The 21782-nt window shown below is 43.3% G+C and carries 15 protein-coding genes; 4 read left to right on the top strand and 11 right to left on the bottom strand.

Annotated features, from left to right (window positions below; genetic code table 11):
* Positions 1–45: 45 nt before the first annotated feature.
* The 5 genes from Q0R52_RS02485 to Q0R52_RS02465 form a co-directional block, all read right to left on the bottom strand.
* On the bottom strand, positions 46–1902 hold the full coding sequence (locus tag Q0R52_RS02485; RefSeq protein WP_295791783.1) for a beta-galactosidase family protein: 1857 nt from the start codon (positions 1900–1902) through the stop codon (positions 46–48).
* A gap of 272 nt (positions 1903–2174) precedes the next feature.
* Positions 2175–3869 carry a RagB/SusD family nutrient uptake outer membrane protein gene (locus Q0R52_RS02480; protein ID WP_295791781.1) on the bottom strand — a complete coding sequence of 565 codons (1695 nt, stop codon included), beginning with the start codon at positions 3867–3869 and terminating at the stop codon, positions 2175–2177.
* A gap of 22 nt (positions 3870–3891) precedes the next feature.
* Positions 3892–6951, bottom strand: a complete 3060-nt coding sequence (locus Q0R52_RS02475; protein WP_295791779.1) for a TonB-dependent receptor — start codon at positions 6949–6951, stop codon at positions 3892–3894.
* Between the two features lie 509 nt (positions 6952–7460).
* On the bottom strand, positions 7461–8798 hold the full coding sequence (locus Q0R52_RS02470; protein WP_295791776.1) for a Gfo/Idh/MocA family oxidoreductase: 1338 nt from the start codon (positions 8796–8798) through the stop codon (positions 7461–7463).
* Positions 8799–8824: 26 nt separating this feature from the next.
* On the bottom strand, positions 8825–9895 hold the full coding sequence (locus Q0R52_RS02465) for an aldose epimerase family protein (RefSeq protein ID WP_295791774.1): 1071 nt from the start codon (positions 9893–9895) through the stop codon (positions 8825–8827).
* Between the two features lie 243 nt (positions 9896–10138).
* Here Q0R52_RS02465 and Q0R52_RS02460 point away from each other — a divergent pair, with 243 nt between their 5' ends.
* From Q0R52_RS02460 to Q0R52_RS02450, 3 genes are all read left to right on the top strand, one after another.
* Positions 10139–11185, top strand: coding sequence for a LacI family DNA-binding transcriptional regulator (locus tag Q0R52_RS02460; protein WP_295791772.1), 1047 nt, complete (start codon positions 10139–10141; stop codon positions 11183–11185).
* Positions 11186–11254: 69 nt separating this feature from the next.
* The gene (locus Q0R52_RS02455; RefSeq protein ID WP_295791769.1) at positions 11255–12328 is read left to right on the top strand and encodes an aminoglycoside phosphotransferase family protein; all 1074 of its coding nucleotides are present in this window, start codon (positions 11255–11257) and stop codon (positions 12326–12328) included.
* A 437-nt stretch (positions 12329–12765) separates the two neighbouring features.
* On the top strand, positions 12766–15909 hold the full coding sequence (locus tag Q0R52_RS02450) for a hypothetical protein (protein WP_295791767.1): 3144 nt from the start codon (positions 12766–12768) through the stop codon (positions 15907–15909).
* Between the two features lie 128 nt (positions 15910–16037).
* On the opposite strand, the gene Q0R52_RS02445 is transcribed toward Q0R52_RS02450, so the two are convergent.
* The 6 genes from Q0R52_RS02445 to Q0R52_RS02420 form a co-directional block, all read right to left on the bottom strand.
* On the bottom strand, positions 16038–16352 hold the full coding sequence (locus Q0R52_RS02445) for a hypothetical protein (RefSeq protein ID WP_295791766.1): 315 nt from the start codon (positions 16350–16352) through the stop codon (positions 16038–16040).
* Positions 16353–16600: 248 nt separating this feature from the next.
* Positions 16601–17164: a dihydrofolate reductase family protein gene (locus Q0R52_RS02440; protein WP_295791764.1), complete on the bottom strand. Its 564-nt coding sequence runs from the start codon at positions 17162–17164 to the stop codon at positions 16601–16603.
* A 1-nt stretch (position 17165) separates the two neighbouring features.
* Complete coding sequence (locus Q0R52_RS02435; RefSeq protein WP_295791762.1) at positions 17166–18089, bottom strand: helix-turn-helix domain-containing protein; 924 nt, start codon at positions 18087–18089, stop codon at positions 17166–17168.
* Between the two features lie 61 nt (positions 18090–18150).
* Positions 18151–19005 carry an SDR family NAD(P)-dependent oxidoreductase gene (locus Q0R52_RS02430; protein ID WP_295791760.1) on the bottom strand — a complete coding sequence of 285 codons (855 nt, stop codon included), beginning with the start codon at positions 19003–19005 and terminating at the stop codon, positions 18151–18153.
* Between the two features lie 328 nt (positions 19006–19333).
* Positions 19334–19891, bottom strand: coding sequence for a dihydrofolate reductase family protein (locus tag Q0R52_RS02425; protein ID WP_295791758.1), 558 nt, complete (start codon positions 19889–19891; stop codon positions 19334–19336).
* A 52-nt stretch (positions 19892–19943) separates the two neighbouring features.
* A complete protein-coding gene (locus tag Q0R52_RS02420) occupies positions 19944–20819 on the bottom strand; it encodes an alpha/beta hydrolase (RefSeq protein ID WP_295791756.1) in 876 nt (291 codons plus the stop codon).
* 684 nt (positions 20820–21503) lie between these two features.
* Between Q0R52_RS02420 and Q0R52_RS02415 the strand changes: the two genes are divergently transcribed.
* Complete coding sequence (locus tag Q0R52_RS02415; RefSeq protein WP_252792842.1) at positions 21504–21695, top strand: cold-shock protein; 192 nt, start codon at positions 21504–21506, stop codon at positions 21693–21695.
* Positions 21696–21782: the final 87 nt, after the last annotated feature.

Here is a 21782-nt window from a genome sequence, read left to right as displayed (position 1 = left end):
TGAATAAACCAATCACCTTTTTTACTTATTAAATAGTTACTAATGCTACTTGCCTATAGGTGCATCCAGCACCGGCGTTTTTACCGATATAACTTCTGTTTGCTTTTTATCATTCAACTGGTCTAAAACAACAATACTGTTCGATCCTTTTTTCAACCAGCAGCTTGGGAGATACAATGTTTGCTGCGGGCCAATTTTCCAATAACGGCCAATGTTAATGCCATTAATAAATACAATACCCTTTCCCCAGGTTTTCATATCTAAAAAGGTATCGCCAATTGTGTTTACGTTAAATGTTCCCTGGTATAGTGTAGGGCTGCCTGCTGTATTATCGTTTCCAGAAGTTAAAGCCGGAACTTTATCCATTGGGAGCTTGTACATTTGCCAGCTGCCGGTTATTTCATGATCGTCAATTTTAACCGGGCTGATAATGCCTTTCAGGTTATGAATAATCTCGCTGCCGTAATTTATCCGGCCGAGGTTCTCAACTAAAATATCTAACCGGCCATTAAATGGAATTTCAATTGCACAGCTAAAGTTGTTCCCCTGCCTGTTAAGCTCGCCAATCCGTTGGCCGTTTACATATATGGTAGCGTAATCTCTTAACCCTTCCAAATGCAATGTGCCGCTTATTGGCTGTGTGAATTTGCGGCTGTATAAAACATAACCATGCCCCTGGTTAAGGTTTTCGAACGTTTGTGGGGTATCGCTTAGTACTGGTTGCTGTTTCTTTGCAATCTCCAACACGTTGGCAGATGCTGTTAGTTTGATCACAGGGAGCTGTACAACCGGAATTTGCGCTGGCACCTCTGGGATTGAGTAAGAAACGTTTTTCTTCATCAAGTTACGGATTGCCATAAATTTGGATGTGGCCCAACCGGCTTCACTAATCGGTGCATCATAATCATAACTTGTTATGTCAGGCTGGATTGGATGCTCTTTATCGTAATTGGCGCCGCTGGTAAACCCAAAGTTAGTGCCGCCGTGTACCATATAAATATTGAATGAAACAGTATCCTTTAAAAATGCTTCCAAATCTTTAATTACTGAATCCTCGGGCACCTTTTCAAACTTTTCGCCCCAGTGGTCAAGCCAGCCGGGATAATATTCGGCCACCATGTAGGGGCCTTTGCCGCTGTTATACTGGTTTATCAGCTTTTTAAGGTTTTTGATATTAGTTTCGCCATTAGCAGTTGGCATAGCCCCTTTTATGGTACCGCCCTCAAAAAGCCAGTCGCCGTCTGATGTAAACAACGGAACATCAACTCCAGCGTTTAACAGCATGTCCTTTATCGCAGCGCTGTAAATCTTATGGTCGGCAAGCGGTACATCTTTCCGCTGCGCAACATACGATCCAAACTCATTTTCGGCCTGTACCATTATGATAGGGCCACCGTGAGTAATTTGCAAGTCCTTAACCTGGTTAACCAGCTGATTGATGTAAGTTTTGCAAGAGTCTAAAAAATTCTGGTTCTTGCTGCGGATAACCATATTCTTGTCGTTTTGCAGCCACCAGGGGTAGCCGCCAAACTCCCATTCGGCACACGCATAGGGGCCGGGTCTTAATATAACCATTAAGCCTTCCTGCTGTGCAGTTTTTACAAACTCACGGATATCGCGGTTACCGGTTTTAAAATCCCAAACACCGGGGCTGGTTTCATGATGATTCCAAAATACGTAGGTGGCAACAGTGTTCATTCCCATGGCCCTTAGCATTTTTAAGCGGTGGCGCCAATATTCTTTAGGGATACGGGCAAAATGCATCTCGCCCGAGTGAATCTGAACAGGCTTTCCGTCATACTGAAAAGCACCGTCGGTTATCGCAAATGTGTGTTTCGATTGGCAAATGCCCTGCAGGGCACAAAAAGCAATCAGCAGGAACGAAAGGAATATTTTTTTCATTATAGAATATGTAAACTCTGATTTTATAAATATGCAATAAATTAACAGCAAAGATAAGTCCCATTGTACTTTGATTATAGCGATTTGGCAAATGGGGGATGCGGCCTGGCAAACGGTAATAAAATTACCCCTGATCGGTTCCTTAAAAAAGCACCCCGACTACGCCGGGATGCCACTAATCAACTAAATCTCAGGATCTCATCCCCGAAATATTTTTCTCAGCACTACTCCTTTTTGTTTTCTTGACATTTTAAAGAGTAGACCAATTTTGTTTAATAACCCTTAGCTGTCTGCGCCGGCTTTAACTTAGGGTTATGATCAAGCGCGCTTTGAGGATACGGTAACAGTACAAATTTTGATTGCCAGCTGCGTTCCTGTACAATATTATTGGTGATGTCATAAATATTTTTCATCACGTCTTTCGCAACGTTCCAGCGCCTTATGTCAAAGAAACGCTGTCCTTCGGCAGCCAATTCTATACGGCGCTCGTTATGTATCACATCGCGCAAAGTTTCCTTTGTATTGTTTAAAGTTTGTGAAACTGCGGGCATCCCGGCACGGTCGCGTATATCGTTAAGTGCAGCATAAATTGAAGGGTCAGGGCCGCTTAATTCATTTTTAGCTTCTGCATAAGTCAGCAGTATTTCCGCATATCTTATTATTGCAAAATCCTGCGCGCCATCCCAATCGGCAGTTGTATAGGCAGGGTCAACCAGTTTTCGGAAGTTATAGCCTGTTTTGCTATTGTTATTGCCGCCTTTTCCCCACGTAAAAGCATAGCCGGTGTTAAAAGCGCCCCATGGGCTTGACGGGAACAGTATACTGGCATATAAACGTGTGTCACGGTTCTTAAATTCAGATACGTAAGCTGCGTTAGGACTGCCATTGTTGTAAGTTGTGGCCCTTGCACTTGCTGTCGGCGGCGTAAACATATTTCCGCTCCTATCCCAGTAAGCATCTACCAGTTCCTGGGTTGGTGTTATCGAACTCCATCCGCCCAAGTCAGACGGAGGGAATAAGGTCCTTAATCCATTTCCAAACTCGTATGATGAATTGCTTACATTTTGGGAGGCCATTATTATTTCTTTGCTGCTTTGCTCATTAGCAGCCCAAAATTGTTGTTCATAGCTGGCAAGGCCCTTATAAAACTTTTGTTTGTCGTTATCATCGGCAAAGGTTACAAAGCTTGAGTAATCATCTTTCATGTCATCAGCAGTTATTGTTGATTTTCTGAACAATTCATATCCCATACCCATAACTTTCTGCGAACTGGCGACAGCATCAGCCCATTTACCATATTGTAACTGAACTCTTGCTATTATGGCCCAGGCAGCACCTGTAGTAACCCTGCCTGTTTCATTATTAATACCGCCCGCATAGGTTGCAGGCAGATCGGTTGCTGCGCTTTGCAGTTCTGACAATACAAAAGCAATTACATCAGCCTCGGGGGTAGGAGCAACAGCCGTTGTCAATGGGTCAACGTAGCTATTTTTAAGTAGCGGAACAGGGCCGAAAATACGAGCGAGTTCAAAATACGCGTAAGCTCTTAACACCCGGGCTTCGGCAATAAACCTTTTTTTGAGCGTAGCGTCCATTGGCGCCTTGTCTATATTGTCCAAAAAGTAATTAAACCTGCGGATAAACGAGTACCGGGTTTTATAGCCCTGGTCGAGCGTCGCGTCAACGTTGCCGGCGCTAATTGAGGTAGCGTTGCTTTCCCATGGATATTGGGCAAAAGCATTGTCAGACCCGCCATCGTCATAAGCATAATAGTAGCCTGTTGTAAAATTATTATTGACACTAAAATAAGTGTAGCAACCATTAAGTTCAAGCCGTGCGTCGTTTGCCGATGTCCAAAAGGTTGCACTCGAAACCTGGTCCTGTGGCACAAGGTCGAGTGATTTTTTGCAACTGCTGAATGGGTACAGTGCAAAAATTATAAATGATGTATATAATATCTTTTTCATAAAACTTTAATTAAACAGTTTATTAAAGGGTTAGATTTACTCCGAATGAATAGGTTTTTAACTGCGGGTAAGAAGCGCGTTGTGAAGCAGCTTCCGGGTCAAAATCCTTTAGTCTTTTATCACCCCTGATAGTGAATGGGTTATTGCTTGAAGCATAAATCCTAAGCCCCCTTACATGTATCCTTTCAAGTAATGATTTAGGAATACTGTATCCTAATGTTAAAGACTTAACCCTGAAATAATCGGCATTAAATAGCCAGAAACTTGATTGTTTTAAGTTCTGCGTATTATCTGCTGATGATAAAACACGTGGATATGCGGCATTGGGGTTGGGGTTTGATGGGGTCCAGCGGTCTAAGACATAAGCTTTTACGCCGGCGCCGTTAAAAAATGCCTGTGATGCTTCATTTTCCAAGTATACTTTTACATCGCCCACGCCTTGCCCCAATAGTGAAAAATCGAAGTTTTTGTAGTTTGCACTAAGATTAACCCCGTAGGTAATATACGGTACGTCATTACCTACAATTACACGGTCGTTACCGTCAATCTTCTTGTCACCATTTTGGTCGACATATTTTATATCGCCCGCTTTAGTACTGGTTGATTGGGTGGCGTGGCTTGCAACATCGGCCGCCGAAGTAAACAATCCATCGGCTTGCCACATGTAGAAGGAGCCAATAGCTGCACCAACACGATTTACGTAATAACCATTTACCTGGTCGCCCTGGCCCCCAAGGTTAACAATTTTGTTCCATATCCGGCTGAAGTTTCCGCCAACCGAAAATTTAAGGTCGCCTATTTGGTTATTGTAATTAAGAGATAATTCAAAACCTTTATTCTGCACCTTGGCAAGGTTAACAGAAGGGCTTACTGAGGCATCCAGCCCGGCCTCATCGGGTAATGATGGGTTTACAAGTAAAATGCCATTTGTCATCCTGTTGAAGGCATCAACCTGCAAGGTTATTTTATTATTGAAAAGGCCTGCATCCAAACCAACGTTTGTCATGTTAACTTTTTCCCATGACAGGGTGGGGTTTGAAAGTTTACCAGGCCAAACACCATCCTGTTTACTTTCGTCCAAAATAGCTGCGGTACCGGTATTTAAACCGTCGTAAAAATCATAGTTGCCTACATTGCTGATGTTACCAAGCTTACCCCATGAACCGCGGAGTTTTAATTCAGACAGCCATAGTATATTCTTCATGAAGTCTTCCTGCGAAACCCGCCAGGCTGCAGAAAATGACGGGTAGGCTCCTGAGCGGTGTCCCGGCGCAAATTGCGAAGACGCATCAATACGCATACTTGCTTCAAATAAATACCGGTTGTTATACGAGTAGTTAAACCTGCCAAATACCGACTCGAAAGCGTTTTCATTAATACCGCCATAGCTTGCCGTGTTTAAAGGATCAGCAGAACCTGCATTTATTGAGTTAAGGTCGTTGGTGACGAAGTTTTTGCGTACAACTTCTATGTTACGGTCTTTATATCTTTCGTACGAAGCACCGGCCAATAGTTTTGCATAATGTTTGCCGATATTTTTTTCATAACTGGCAGTCGCCTGGGTTAACAGTTTACTGTTGCTATCCCATGCTTCATCCAGTTGGTTAGGGCTTACACCCGTACCACTTATGGGGGCGCCGGTATTGAAATTCAGGACAGGGTCAACAGTGCTGGTAAATGTTGAACTTACCGAGTTATAGGTGTTGTACGATACCAGTCCGTTTATATCCAATCCTTTTATCGGCGTATAATCACCGTTTATTGATCCTATAAACCGGTTCGTGGTATAAGAGTTTCTCCCTCCTTCTGCCAGCGTGCGTAATGGGTTGCCTGCGGCTAAAGTGCCGTCAACCTGTCCGCCGTTAATACTTCCCCATTGGCCGTTGCTTTGTTTATTTACCATTAAAGGCACTTCGCGGTTAAGGGTTGTAAAACTAACATTGCCGGCATCGTTATTTAAACCATCGCGGATGTAGGAAACATTTGAGCTTATTTTAAATTTTTCGCTAACCTGCGATTCAGTATTTGACCGGAAGGAATATCGCTGCAAAGCCTTATCAGGTAACAATGAGTTCTGGTCAAAATATGATCCGCCTAAAAAATACCGGGTTGTACCACCACCTGAAATATTTATTTCATGCTCTGTTATAGGGGCTGATTTTCTTAAAGTAAGAGCATACCAGTTATTATCGGGATAATGATCAGGATCTGAATGATCTTTTATTTTTTGGAGTGCATCAGCAGAGAATATAGGGGTTTTTCCAGCATTTGTAGCAGCTTCATTGCGTAAAGTGGCGTAATCATAAGCGCCAAGCCAATTAGGTAATACAGTAGCTTTTTGGGCACCATAGTACGCATTGTAATTAATGGTCATCTGCCCTGATTTGCCTTTTTTGGTAGTCACCAGCATAACACCATAAGCCGCGCGCGATCCATAGATCGATGATGCAGAGGCGTCTTTTAAGATGGATATGCTCTCTACATCATTTGGGTTGATGCGGGCAAAATCGCCTGAGGTTACAGGTACGCCATCGACAACAAAAAGCGGGCTGGAAGCGCCCAGGTTTCCACGGCCGCGAACGTTGATTGAACCTATATCACCACCCACATCGCCGGGGCGGGAAATAACGGTTAATCCAGGCACAACACCTTCCAGTGCATTTGTCAAGGACGTGACTGGTCTGCTTGTAAGTTGTTTAGTATTAACTGTGTTTACTGCACCTGATACATTTACTTTTTTCTGAGTACCATAACCAACGACCACAACCTCATTTAACGCTTTTGACGATGTTGATAAAACAACTTCAATGTTGGTTTTACCATCAATCTCTACGGTTTTTGTTTCGTAGCCTAAAAATGAGAACCTTAGTGTGCCTTTTGCAGGCGCATCAATGGAGAATTTACCATCGGTAGTGGTGCTTACTGCATTTGTTGTACCGGTTACGGCAACCGTAACCCCGGGCATTATTTGCCCCTCGGTGTCCTTAACAATGCCTGTAACCCTTACCTGGGCAAAGGCCATTATTGAGAACATTAACAACAAGCCGGTTAAAAAAGCTTGTCTCTTGTAAAATTTGTTCATAGTGTATTAATTTGGTTTATAAAATTGTTGAATAACATAAACTAGCTGGGGGCTAATTCGATGTCAAGGTAGGAAGGTGTGAAGTGAATGCCTAATAAATGCCCCCGCTAACTAAGCGCAAACGTTTGTTTGACAGTTATTATTAAAGTTGCGTTTTTGGGCTATAGATGGCTATAAATGGGCATGTGGTTGGTTGTTTGCAGGCAGGTAGCCGGAGGTGGATAGCTGGCTGAGGAATAAATGTCACGCAAACGTTTGTTCGTGGATGCGAATGCATCCCGGAGAAGATTTGTAGGTGGTGTAAAATGACTTAGTGTATTGTGGCCACTATCTCTATAGAAAAAAAAGTAATTGCACTATCAAATCCTTACATAAAAAGCCGCCTCATAGATGCTATGAGACGGACTTTTTTAAATAAAAGCAAAAAAAATCCCGGAGGGCTCCCCCTCCGGGTGTTGCTACACTGGGTAGCAATCAATCAACTGAACTCAATTCTTTACTGTAGCCTATTAAAAGCCGCTGTTATCAAGCGCGAATGTGTTTTTGCGATCCTTCCATTTGCCTTTTGTAAAATCAGGGAATTCCTGTACGGCATTTCCCTCTTTTATTGATTTTGTTGACAGCGGCGCTATCACACTCATGGTCACTGAATCATAAACATCAATAGGCGTTTGTTTCTTTTGTTTCACCGATTCAACAAAGGCGTTAAAAACAAACCAATCCATACCGCCATGACCTGCGCCTGCTGCAAAAGTTTCATACTTTTTCCAAAGCGGGTGGTCATATTTTTCAAACCATTGTTGTGCAGGGTCCCAGCTGTCGTCTTCTTTCGATTTATGGTCGATATAAATACTTTGATTTACATCCATCCATAAGCCTTTTGTTCCCTGTACCCTGAAACCTAATGAATAGGGACGGGGCAAATGGGTGTCATGCGTCAATAATACTGTTTCGCCATTGGCGCAATTGATCATGGTTTGCACCACATCGCCTTCTTTGTATTTGATTTTTGCGTTTTTATTTCCGGGTGCTTTTTCCTCCACATAAGCGGCTAGCCCTCTTGCTTTTGAGCTGAATGACGACAGGCTGGTAAAGCGGTTGCCGGCGTTAATATCAATATAATGCATGCATGGCCCGGCGCCGTGGGTCGGGTAAAGGTCGCCGTCGAGGTCGATATTAAACTGGGTGCGCCATTGTGCCTCGCTGGTAGCATCCGGGCCGAAAGTAACGCCATCGGGGCCGTTAAAAAGTACGTTGCGCAGGTTATGCTGGTAGCCGCCTTCAACGTGTACCAGTTCGCCAAACAAACCCTGTCTCGACATGTTTAAAGCCGCCATTACATCGCGGCGATAACACACGTTTTCCAGCGTCATGTAAGGGATGCCTGTTTTTTCCGAGGTGTGCACAATGTCCCAGTGCTCTTCAACGGTTAAGCCGGCTATTACTTCGCAGCCGACATACTTACCGGCTTTCATCGCGTCGATAGATTGCGGGTGATGAAACTGCCATGGCGTGGCAATAATTACGGCATCAATGTCTTTCCTGTCGAGCAATTTTTTATATGCATCCAGGCCGCCTGTATATTCAACAGCAGCAGGTTTGCCTTTTTTTGCGATATACTCGCGGCATCTTTTTAACGAACGTTCCTGGATATCGCAAATAGCTACAATTTCAACATCATCACGTAATAAGCCTTCTGCTATATGGCTCATACCACGTGCTCCCACACCTATGTAGCCTAAACGCACCTTGCCGCTGGCCGAATTTGCAAAGAGGCTGCCTGATGGTAAAATTGTAAATCCTGCGGCCGCTATTGCCCCGGCTCTTATAAATTCTCTTCTTTCCATATGTTAGTTATTAGTTTTAGTTGTTTTTAATTGCTGGTTATGCCGAATTCAAAAATGGTTTTGCTTTTAAATACTTCACCTTCCCTTAAAACGGTGTTTGGAAAATGAGGTTGATTAGGCGAATCGGGATATTGCTGCGTTTCAAGGCAAAACCCACTTCGGCGGTTATATACGGCCCCGCCTTTACCAACCGCGCCATCCAAAGCATTACCCGGATACAGGTGAACTGCCGGTTCGGTTGTATAAACCGTCAAAACACGACCGCTGACTGGTTCTGTTACCTTCGCTGCCAGCTTGAGCTCGCCCGAGTTTTTTGTTTTAATTACCCAGCTGTGGTCATACCCGTCGCTTAAATTTAGCTGTTCGTCGTTGGCGTTAATATCTTTACCAATGGCTTTGGGGCTCTTAAAATCAAAAGGGGTGCCATCAACAGGCGCTATTTCACCGTGTGGCACCTGGTTTTTATTTACAGGCAAATAATTGTCTAAGGGCATCATCAACTCGTGCCCAAGTATACTGCCGCTTGCATGCCCCGCCAGGTTAAAATAAGTATGTTGGGTTAAATTAAGCAGGGTTGTGCTATCGGTTTTTGCTAAAAAATCAACTATAAGCTGGTTTTCGTTATTTAAAGTATAGGTTACTTTCGCCAATAAATTTCCGGGGAAGCCCTCTTCGCCATCCGGGCTCAGGTATTCCATCTCGACCCCCGGGCAACCATCATTTATAATCGGGGTTGATCTCCACACCTTTTTATTGAACCCTATTGCGCCGCCGTGATGGTGGTAGCCACCCGGTTTAACAGTTAGCTGATGAAACTTTCCATCAAGCTCGACCAAGCCACCGTTTATCCGGTTTGCATAGCGGCCGACAATAGAGCCAACAAAGTGACCATCATTTACATAGCCATCTAAATCATCAAATCCAAAAGCAATGTCAGCGAAATTGCCTTTCCTGTCGGGTGTGGAAATTGCGATGACGGTTGCGCCGAAATTGGTAATATCAACCTTAATACCGTTTGAATTTTGCAAACGATACAGGTAAACATCCTGGCCATTTAGAACTCCCCACTGTTCCGGAGTGGGTTTTACAGTAGTCATATTTAATATTATCAGTTAGTTGATTATGGTTGGCAGCGCTATTTAATTTTTGAAATTAAGCATTATCACCGGGTGAAATTTACTTTTTATCACGCAAACGTTTGATTAATTTTTTTTGCCTGTTAATTGATTTACAGAAACTAACTGGCGCAAACGTTTGAAAAAAATGTCGTTTATTTACCGTCGTTATTAAAAAACGGTAATTTTATATTTATTTCCGGTAATTATTAAACCCTTCAGTCAATGCGATCAAAGCCAGCTACTATAAAGGAAATTGCCCAGTTATTAAAAATATCCATATCAACGGTTTCCAGGGCGCTGCACGATCATCCGAGCATCGGGTTAACTACGCGCCAAAAGGTAAAAAAGCTGGCCAGCGAGCTGAATTACGAACCCAACCAAACGGCAATATTTTTACAACAGGGCCGTACCCTTACTATTGGCGTAATATTACCCGAGCTTTCCGAAGCGTTTTTTTCATCGGCTATTAGTGCTATAGAGGATTGTGCCTATAAACGAAACTATACCGTTTTACTGGCCCAGTCGCACGACGATGAGCAAAAAGAAAAACAACTGGTGGAAAAAATGAAAAATCATCGGGTCGACGGGCTCCTGGTTTCAGTTAGCAAAAACACATCGTCGTACCAGCATTTCGAAAACCTAAGGCAATACGATATCCCCATTGTATTCTTTGACCGTATCCCTGCGATGCAAAACATTCATTATGTGGCATGCAATATGGAAATAGGCACAATCGACGCGGTAAGTTACCTGTTAAAAAAGGGGCACCGTTCCATCGGGATGATAAACGGTCCGGCTACGCTGTCTGCCAGCGGGGAAAGAAAAGAAGGCTATATTAAGGCCATGATCAAGAACCGCCTGAAGTTCGACCCATCACTAATTGTATCGTGTGACCTGACAGAGACTAGTACGCAGGCAGCGCTGGATGAACTACTGGCCAGTAAGCGGAAACCCACCGCAATTGTAACGTTTAACGACTATGTGGCACTTTTTGCTATTAAACACGCAACAAATTTGAAATTGAAAATAAACGAAGACCTTGAATTTGTGAGTTATGCTAATTTGCCGCTTATTAATTATATGGAAAGTATCCCTGCCGCTTCTGTTGAGCAATTCCCATACCTGCAAGGCCAAAAAGCTGCCGACATATTACTCGACCTGCTCGCTCAAAAGCACCAGGGGGTTACTGAGCAGACAGCATATTATAAAATTATCATCGAATCGCAGCTTGTTGAAAACAGCAGTATGACCGGATTTAAAAGCAAATAAAAAACGGGCAAACGTTTGCGCACCATTATAAATTAGCTATTGACTAAATTTGAGTTTTTGTAACCCCTTATGATGGATAATATCCTAAACGCTTTCGGCTTGACACCCGCTAATTACAATACAACACCTTTTGGTTCCGGTTTAATTAATTATACCTGGAAGGTTTCGGGCAATGGCCACCAATACATTTTGCAACGCATTAATAAAAATGTATTTAAGACGCCGCAGGATATTGCCAACAATTTGGTGAGCTTAGAAAACTACCTGAAGCAAACAGCCCCCGAATATCTTTTTGCGGCCCCGTTGCCAACCGTAAGTGGTATGTATTTAGCCGAAGATGGGAACAACTACTACCGGCTGTCGCCATTTATTAAAAATTCGCATACGGTTGATTTTATTGAGGAGGATAAACAAGCGTATGAGGCCGCCAGGCAATTTGGAAAATTCACCAGGCTGCTGAAGGATTTTGACCCGGAAAAATTAAAATATACGCTGACCGATTTCCATAACCTGACACTACGGGTTGAACAATTTAAAACGGCATTGGCTAATGCGGGTGAAGAAAGACTGAAGAGTGCGGCTGCCGAAATTTTGCAGATTGAGGCTAATATCGATATTGCCGGTGTGTATAAGCAATTAGTGGATGAGAAAAAGATACCTAAGCGGGTTATTCATCACGATACAAAAATTAATAACATACTGTTTGACGATAACAATTGCGGCCTTTGCGTAATTGATCTTGACACGGTAATGCCCGGCTATTTTATTAGCGATGTTGGCGATATGATGCGCACTTATCTTTCACCTGCAAATGAAGAGGAGCAGGACTTGAGCAAAGTGAAGATAAACGACGATTACTTTGTTGCTGTATACAAAGGTTACATGGCAGAAATGGGAGGGACTTTAACTGCCGCGGAAAAAGACCTGTTCATTTACTCGGGCAAATTCATGATATATATGCAAGCCATCCGCTTTTTAGCCGATTTTTTGAATGGCGATATTTATTACCATACCCAATACGAAGGCCATAACCTGGTAAGGACGCAAAATCAATTAACGCTGTTGGAAAGATATGTTGAAGCTGAGGACAGGTTTCATGATTATATTAAGCAAATTGAAAATGCGGCCCTTAGTGCCATTTGAAGCTAAAACGAATTTGATGGGTATTACAAATTGTTTGATTGTTGAGACTTAGTCTTTAAGGTTGAGTTAAAACTCACGTTAAAGTTATAAGAATTTTTAATTTGCAAAACCAGGTGAGGTACATAACGGCATCCGTTTAAATAAAAGCTGGTAAAACAGCTTTAGTAAAGACAATTAATCATGATTGAGATTTAGTTGGTTAATTAATTGAAGATTAAGTAAAAAAAGCACCCGCGATCGGTGCTTTTTTTGTTGATTATTATGATTTGGGATTTTTAAATTACTTAGTAGGTATTTTTTAAAAATAACCCTAATTTGAAGGTGATTTTAGTGGCACCGATAAAAATGCCATTTATCCAGATTTACTACAGACTTGAATTTTAATTTATCGCTTTCGGTAATAAACCCTTAATCAGCAAAAAATAATCATAACAACCATGTTTAAAAAAGCAACACTAATTACAGCAACGTTTCTCCTGACTGTAATTGCGTCTTTTGGGCAGCAAAAAAGCAAAACAATTCCGCAACAAAAAACAACTGATTCTATTTATTATTCAACTACCAAATACCGGGAGATAGGCCCTTTCCGCGGCGGGCGCAGCGGTGCCGCGGCCGGGAGTTATAAGAGTAAAAATACTTTTTACTTTGGCGCAACGGGGGGCGGCGTTTGGAAATCTATAGACGGCGGCGCTAACTGGAAAAATATTTCAGACAAGTATTTCGGCGGCACAATTGGTTCTGTTGCCGTAGCCCCAAGCAATGAGGCTATTGTATATGTTGGCGAAGGCGAAAATACGCTTCGCGGAAACGTATCAGAAGGGTTGCACGGTTTATGGCGCAGTAATGATGGAGGCCGCAGTTGGTTTAATTTGGGCCTTAAAGATGCCCGCCATATTGTGAAAATTGTAATCGATCCGCTCGATCCTGATAAAGTATGGGTTGCATCAATGGGGCACCTGTTTGGGCCGAACGACGAACGGGGTGTATATAAAACAACTGATGGTGGAAAAACCTGGCGCCGGACCTTGTTTGTAAACAACAACACAGGCTGTTCCGACTTAACGCTCGATCCGGGTAACCCATCCATTTTATATGCCGGTACGTGGACGGTGCGGCGGACACCTTATAGTATGGAAAGCGGGGGCGAGGGCAGCGGCTTGTATAAAAGCATCGATGGCGGGGAGACATGGAAAAACATATCATCAAAAAAAGGATTGCCGAAGGGCGTTTGGGGCATAGTAAGTATAGCTGTTGCACCCAGTAATACCGATAAATTGTATACGCTTATAGAAAACGCTAAAGGCGGTTTATTTATGAGTGAGGATGGCGGCGAAAGCTGGGTATTAACCAGCAGCGACAATAACATCAGGCAGCGGGCCTGGTACTACAATAAAGTTATTGTTGACCCTGCAAATGAAAACCTTGTTTATTGCCCCAATGTGGAGTTTATGCGCAGTACTGACGGCGGTAAAACTTTTAAAAGCATGGACACGCCGCACGGCGACCACCATGATTTATGGATAGACCCGGAAGACAACCGGAGAATGATTGTTGCAGATGACGGTGGCGCACAGATAAGTTTTGATGCGGCTAACTCATGGAGCACGCTAAACAATCAACCTACAGCACAAATCTACAGGGTAACAACAGATAATTCATTTCCTTACCGAATACTTGGTGCGCAACAGGATAATTCTACTATAAGGATAAGGAGCAGCTCGGGCAGTCCAGCAGGTATCACCGACAACGACTGGGAGGCAACTGCCGGTGCCGAAAGCGGTTATGTTGTGGCCGATCCTTTAAATCCTGATATAGTGTATGGCGGTAACTATGGGGGCTACATTTCGAGGCTCGATCATAAAACCGGCGAGAACCGGGCTATTAATGTTTGGCCTGATAACCCGATGGGGGCGGGCGCTGATGTGCTGAAATATCGTTTTCAATGGAATTTTCCGATCTTCTTTTCTCCCAACAATCCTAAAAGGTTGTATACGGCCGGGAATCACTTGTTTGTAACAGAAAACCAGGGCCAAAGCTGGGAAATGATCAGCCCGGATTTAACTACCAACGATAAGTCAAAGCAGGGGCCAAGCGGCGGGCCAATCACCAAAGACAATACATCGGTTGAATATTATTGTACCATTTTTACTGCTGCCGAGTCGGCTCTTGAAAAGGACCTGTTATGGACGGGCAGCGATGACGGCCTGATCAACGTTAGCCGGGATGGAGGCAAAAACTGGAAAAATGTTACCCCCCCGGCCGCCGGAAAATGGATGATGTGGAATTGCGTGGAAACCGATCCGTTTAATAAAGGAACAGCTTATTTTGTAGGCACCAAATATAAACTGGATGATTTTACACCTTACATTTTTAAAACCGAAGACTACGGCAGCAGCTGGAAACTAATTACAAAAGGTATAAACAGTATGCATTTTACAAGAGCACTGCGAGCAGATAAGAAACGGCCCGGCTTATTGTATGCAGGCACAGAATATGGGATGTATATTAGCTATGACGGTGGCGACAACTGGAAGAAATTTCAGCTAAACCTTCCTGAGGTACCTGTAACTGACCTGACTATAAAAAACAACGACCTGATTGTTGCTACGCAAGGACGGGCTTTTTGGGTAATTGATGACTTAAGCTTAATCCAGCAAAAGGCTGATGAATTGCCCGCCACAGATTTAAAAGTATTTGCGGTTAATGACAGTTACAGGCAAAGAGGGGATGATTACGGGTATGTGCGCGGTAAAACAGTGTTACATAACGCTGGAGCAAACCCTATAAAAGGCGTAGTATTTAATTACTATTTAAAACATGTAACCGACTCGTCAAATGTATCAGTGACGATATTTGATAAACAGAATAAGCCGATCAAAACCTTTAGCCGCAAAGCGAAGGAAGAGAAAGACAAACTTGACTTTAATCCGGGGCTAAACCGGTTTGTTTGGGATATGCTTTACCCGGCAGGCGAAAAGATAGACGGGATGATTTTATGGAATGGTGGTGTCGGGCAGGTTAAGGCGGCGCCGGGCACCTATTCAGCCCGTTTTCGGTTGGAGAAAGATTCGGTAGATGTTCCGTTTGTTATTAAGTCAAACCCGCAATACGACCTGACAACCGCTGATTACGATGACAAGGTTGGGTTTTTATTACAGGTAAGGGACAAGTACAACGAAGTGCAAAAGGCTATTAAAAATATTCGCACTTTAAGAACTCAGACAGGTGATTTTGCAGCGAGGACAGACAAGCCGGCTACAAAAGAGATAAAAACTTTAGCTGATACGATCAACAAAAAACTAACAGCTATTGAAGAAGCGCTTTATCAAACAAAAGCCAAAAGTGGTCAGGATGTACTCAATTATCCTATCCGCTTAAACGATAAGCTTGCCGGGTTGTATGGCGTGGCAAACAGCGGAGAAAACCCGCCAAGCAAGCAGGCAAAAGAAACGTTTACCGAACTAGCCAGTTTGTGCGACGTGCAATTGGCCAAACTAAACCAGGTGATAAACAACGACATCCCTGCCCTTAATAAAATGATACTGGATAAAAAGGTTCCTCCAATCAGTGTTAAAGAATAGAGGGTTAGAGAACAAGAAAGGCAGGTGCAATAAGAAACCCCTTAGTTTACCGCTAAGGGGTTTTATTGTCTTGTTTACCAATACTTGCACGCGACAGCGCGTAAAGAGGGTTGTCGAAAAAACTAATCTTAAACCATTGCCAAACCAAACACAATTATCATAAGGGCGATAGCAACATAAATTACCGATATTCCATAAAATGTAGCCCACCGCAGCCAGTTTACAAACTGCTTAAACATTTGCATAATAGGGTCATCAGTGTCCTTTATAACGAAGTAACTGTTTTCCTTCATCCTGATGGCGTTTACCCTGTTTTCTTCCACATATTGCAGGCGTCCCGCATTGTATTGTGTGTTGCAATTAGGGCATCTTTCATCCATTTTACCTGTCGAGTTGCTCCACTTTTCGCAAACGGGACATTTTATTTCACTGACTTGGCTCATGACTAATTATTTAAGTTAAAAACTGATCTTAATTAGGGTTACAAAAACAACTAACGTTGCAAATGGTTTAATAGTTTGCCTTTATCCGGTTATTTAACCCGTTGATATTGACTATACTAAAATTACGCAAAAAAAAATCGAAACAAGCAATAGCTATCCAACTATTTTTAATTGCTGCAGCAGGAGCGTGGCCGCATCCGTGTAGCCGGTGTGTGTGGAATGGGTAGTATCAATACAGTTCGGTGCGATTATTTTCTTATTTCGTAGCACAGTTCCACCATCCCGTTCTTGTACGCCTTCAGGTCTTTTAGGTGTAGTGCTTGTTCCTGTCCTATATGGTCAAAAAACGAGGTCCCGTCACCCAAAATGATGGGCAGGATTGACTGTCTTATTTCGTCGGCTAAATTTAAACGGATGAAATCTTTGACAAGGGCGGCGCCGCCTACCAGCCAAACGTTTTTGTAGTTTGGTTTTAACCGCTCATTCACCAGTTTGTGCAGGTCGCCCGAATAAATTTCTATATTCTGCCGTTCAACGGGCAGTGTCCGGTGCGTTAAAACAATAGTCGGTGTGTCTCCGTAGGCCCAGCCGTACGATTTTGAAAGTTCCAAAGCAAGTTCGTAAGTGCGGGAACCCATTAGGTAGCAGTCAATCGTTCTTAGAAACTCGGTCGCTTCCTGTTCCGAAACGCTAACCCCCTGCTCATAGCTGTCGGCGGTCTCAAACCACGAAACGCTGTTGTCTTTTTTGGCAATATAACCATCAAGACTTGAAACCATATGGATGGTTATTTTGAATGAATCTGTCGCCATATTAGTTAAAAGATCGCCTGAATTCCAATGGAGAAAGGTTTGTCTTTGTTTTGAACAATTTACTAAATGATTGCGGATGTTCAAAGCCCAATTCGTATGCCACTTCACTTACCGATAAACTGGTGGTTGATAACCTTTCTTTTGCTTTTTCTATTAATTTATGGTGAATATGCTGTTGGGCATTTTGCCCGGTGAGCGCACGCAGCATATCGCTTAAATAACTCGGCGATATGTTCAGCTTTTCCGCTAAATACTGAACGGTCGGGATACCCTGGCTTAATGATTGTTCAGTATTGAAATATCCGTCTAAAATTTCTTCCAGCTTTTGCAGCAGGTCGCTGCTTACTGCCTTGCGGGTAATAAACTGGCGCTTGTAAAACCGGTTTGCATAGTTCAGCAGTAGTTCTATTTGAGAGATAATTACATCCTGGCTAAAATCATCTATCCTGCTGTTTAACTCGTCATCAATTATCTTAAAAATAGAAATGATAGTTTCCTTTTCTTTGTCCGACAGGTGCAATGTTTCGTTTGTTGCGTACGAGAAAAAGCCATATTGCTTTATTTTTTTTGCTAACGGATAATTCCCAAAAAAGTCGGGATGTATCAGCGGGGCAAATTGGGAACATGCTTCTGCCTCATTGTTTGCGTGGTTGCCAATAACCTGGTTAGGCGCTGCAAATAACAAGCCTCCTTCATTAAAGTCATAATAAGCCTGGCCATATTTTAACCTGCCGGCCAGGTTTGGTTTATAGGAAATTTTATAGAAATTTAGTACGTGCGAACGTGGCAGGCTGCTTTGCACTACCCGGGTAGCTGCACCGTTTATCAGGCTGATTAACGGGTGCGCCGGCGCAGGCAAACCAAACGCCCGGTGCACATCTGATAACGATTCCATTCTAACATGCACTATCTCTTCCTTTTTCATATTTAAATTTAAAGTAATTATAACCGGCATTGCCGGTTATATTGGTTTATTTACCAAAAGATTACTTTGAAGCGCCTTGCGCTGCTACGGCAACACTATCCCATTCTTCCCAGGTCGCCAGCCTTTCGGCATAGGCGGTGCGCACCCACGGCAAATTATTACTGCCCAAATTAATCCGCAAAGGCGGGTTTTCCGCATCAACTACTTTAAATAGCGCTTCAGGTGTGGCATTAGGGTCGCCTCTTTCCATTCCTCTTAATCCGCTAAAAAATTGCGCTTTATAGTCCCCGTAAACATCAAGGCCTGCTGCAAATTTTAAGGATTCCTGGCTGCCGAACTCGGTTGCATATGCACCCGGCTCAATAGTGGTCACTTTAATTCCGAGGGCTTTAACTTCTAATGCTAAACTTTCGTGTATGGCCTCGAATGCCCATTTTGAAGAACAGTAATAGCCGATGACAGGTAATACCACATGGCCGAGATTGCTGGATGTCCCGAGGATATGGCCATAACCCTGCTTCCTTAAAAGCGGTAAGGCCTCCTGGATAACAGCAACCGGACCTAAAACGTTGGTTTCATACATCGCCCGTACCTCATCTGCGCTGGCCTCCTCAATGGTGCCCACCAGCGAATATCCTGCATTATTAAGCACCACATCTAACCTGCCGAAGTGGGCGTGCGCCTGTGTAACAGCCGAGTTTACCTGGTCGTGGTTAGTCACGTCAAGTTCCAGGGGCAGCACGTTCTCGCCATACATTTCTTTCAGGCCGGCGATGCTGTCCAGCTTGCGGGCTGTGGCTGCGACTTTGTCGCCGCGTTTCAGCGCCGCTTCAGCCCAAACGCGGCCGAAACCGCGCGAAGCGCCCGTAATGAACCAAACTTTGCCGGTAGTTGAATTATCATTTTGATGTTCCATGATTTTATGTTTTAATTAATGATATGGCAAAGGTCTGCAGACGCCGGCGGGTACTTGTAGCCGTATTGCGGGATTTTGTAGGCGAAATGAGGAAAGGAAATGAGATAGATGGAGGTATTTAACCGGCTTCAAAGCGTTCCATTTTTTTGCGGAACACCCTGAACATTATGGAACATGTTGATTATTAGTGTGTTTGAGTTTTGTCCAAATGTAAGTGATTGATAATTAATTATTTCAGAATTAATGCTTTTTGGTAGTTTTTTCGTAATTTGTTTATAATCAGAATGTTACACTTTTTGGTTTGAGTAGAATCCCGTCCAAAATAAGTTTACCCTTCAACTTTTTGATAATGCAGCGCAATCGCTCCTGAATTAAATACCTGGGTATACTCCAGCTGAAAGTTGAGTTTTTCCGGAGCAAGGAAATTATCAAATAGGCGTTTGTTTTCTCCCACCAGGATTGGATGGACGATCAGATAAAGTTCATCTATCAGACCAGCCTCCAGAATATTCGGGAGCAGGCTGGTGCTGCTGGAGGCGATTTTCTTTCCGGGTTGCTGTTTTAATTCGCGGATCAGGCCTTCGGGATCTTCGCTGACTACTCTTGTATTTTCCCCGGCAGTTTTGAGCGTGCGCGAAAGGACAATTTTTTCAATCGGGGTCATGGCATCAGCAAAGGCAATATCGCAGGGCCTGTCGGTCCGTTTTTTTGCGACTTCCGGCCAAAAAGGAACCATTAACTCGTACGTTTTACGGCCATACACGATCACACCCGTATCGTGCATGAGCCCGGTAAAATAGTTCATGAGGTCCTCCTTCGGGGTGAAATGGGTATGCGCGTAACAGCCGTCAATGCTGATATTCATCGCGAACATTACTTTTCTCATCGGTATGATTTTTAAAGTTCCTAATTTTACGACTTCAAATAAACGGTGATACTTACTTTAAAAAGCCATCCAGGTAACCTTGTATTATGCTGGTTTGCATCATCAGGCCCACATGACTCTGCGAAGGAACAACGGCCAAATGCGATTTCGGCATCGGTGCCATATCAGCAGATACGCCGCCTCCCAGTAATTGATAGGTTTTCGCCAGCTCAACTTTATCCAGGCCATCATTGTCGCCCGAGATGATCAATACCGGCGAGGTGATTTTCGCAATATTGCTATCGCCCATGTCGAATTGGGTCGCTAAAAAAGCAAGCATCTGGTCTATAAACTTTGTCCATTTTGTTTTGTCAGGCGCCACAGCATCATATGCCTCTTTCATCGGGCTGTTCGCAAACATTTCCGGCTTCATACCTTTAAATGCATTAGCTACCACGGGCGCCCAACCTGTACTTTTATAAGTAGAAGAAATGATCACTAATTTTTTTACCCGTTTAGGGCTTTTTATGGTCAATTGGTAAGCAATGGAACCACCCATGCTATAGCCCACAACATCAGCACTGTCGACTTTTAAGTGATCCATCACACCTTCCACATCACTTGCCATGGTGCCCAGGTCTAATTTTCCTTCCGAAAACGGAGTATGCCCATGGCCCCGCATTTCAATGGCAATAACTTTTCTTGTTTTTGATAATTCGGGTATCAATTGCCCCCAGTTCATCGCAATGTTCATAAAAGCGCCATGCAGCAAAACCAGCGGCTTACCATCACCATATACTTCATAATAAATTTTAGTGCCATTGACAGGTACGTAACCACTGTCGGCAGGTTTTCCCTGTTGCCCTTTCGACTGGAATACGGTAAACAAAAGCATTGCAATTATTAACACCGGTTTCAGGACTTCAGATCCTTTAAATACTCTTTTCATAATACCTTATTTAAGTTGTTTTGATTTGATTGACAATACAAATATCGAAGACATCCAGGATTTTACGCTATGTAAAAGTGACAAATTGAGGAGGGGATAGGGACAAATAACAAACCTGTAAAAGTCCGGGTGATTTGCCCGGGATAAGTAAACATCAGCCGGCAAAACGGGCTACCCGGTAGCGGACACAAGAGGTGCCTTGCAGATTACACGCCCGCAAAGCGTTCCATTTTTCGCACGCGGAACACCCGGAACGCTGTGAAATATGCTCATTTTCAGGTGTTTAAATTTCGAGCGATTTACAGCGGAGCCTCTCTTTTTGTGTCATTGCGGGGAACAGCCTGTCCCCATTTGTTTCGGGAAAGCAATCCCTACGCGTGCAAATCAATGGAGTGGGATGTTGTTGGGGACGAAAGCGCGCATGCATAATGGCTACTTAGCAGGCGTGGCAATTGCCCACCTCTTTGGCCTGCCCGGATACCAGCACCAGGTTAGGTGAGGTTTATCCCGGCGCGTTTGGCCATTCCTGCCCGGATCAGATTATTGATGTTGACTATTTGTTTTAAATTCCGGAGTTTCAATTACAGCCACCGAGGTGTATTAAATATCCGTTAAATATTTTCACCAAAAGGAAAATAGCCCATATATTATTCGTACCTTGCACACTTATTAATATATTATATAATGCAACAAGGAACAGTAAAATTTTTTAATGAGACAAAAGGTTTCGGATTTATTACACCCAGCAATGGCGGAAGCGAAATTTTTGTTCATTCCAGCGGCCTGGTTGACAACATTCGCGAGAACAACGTTGTTAACTTTGATGTTGAAGAGGGCCGTAAGGGACCTAACGCAGTAAACGTACAAATAGCTTAATACCTATAGAAATTATTGTGGGCATTCTCCTTAACGGGGGGATGCTTTTTTTTTACTTTTAAATCCTAACCTGCGTTTTTACATTTG

Source organism: Mucilaginibacter sp., from assembly GCF_025359345.1.
GTDB lineage: Bacteria > Bacteroidota > Bacteroidia > Sphingobacteriales > Sphingobacteriaceae > Mucilaginibacter.
Note: the sequence above shows the minus strand (reverse complement) of the source record. Positions and strands in the feature narration are given on the sequence as shown.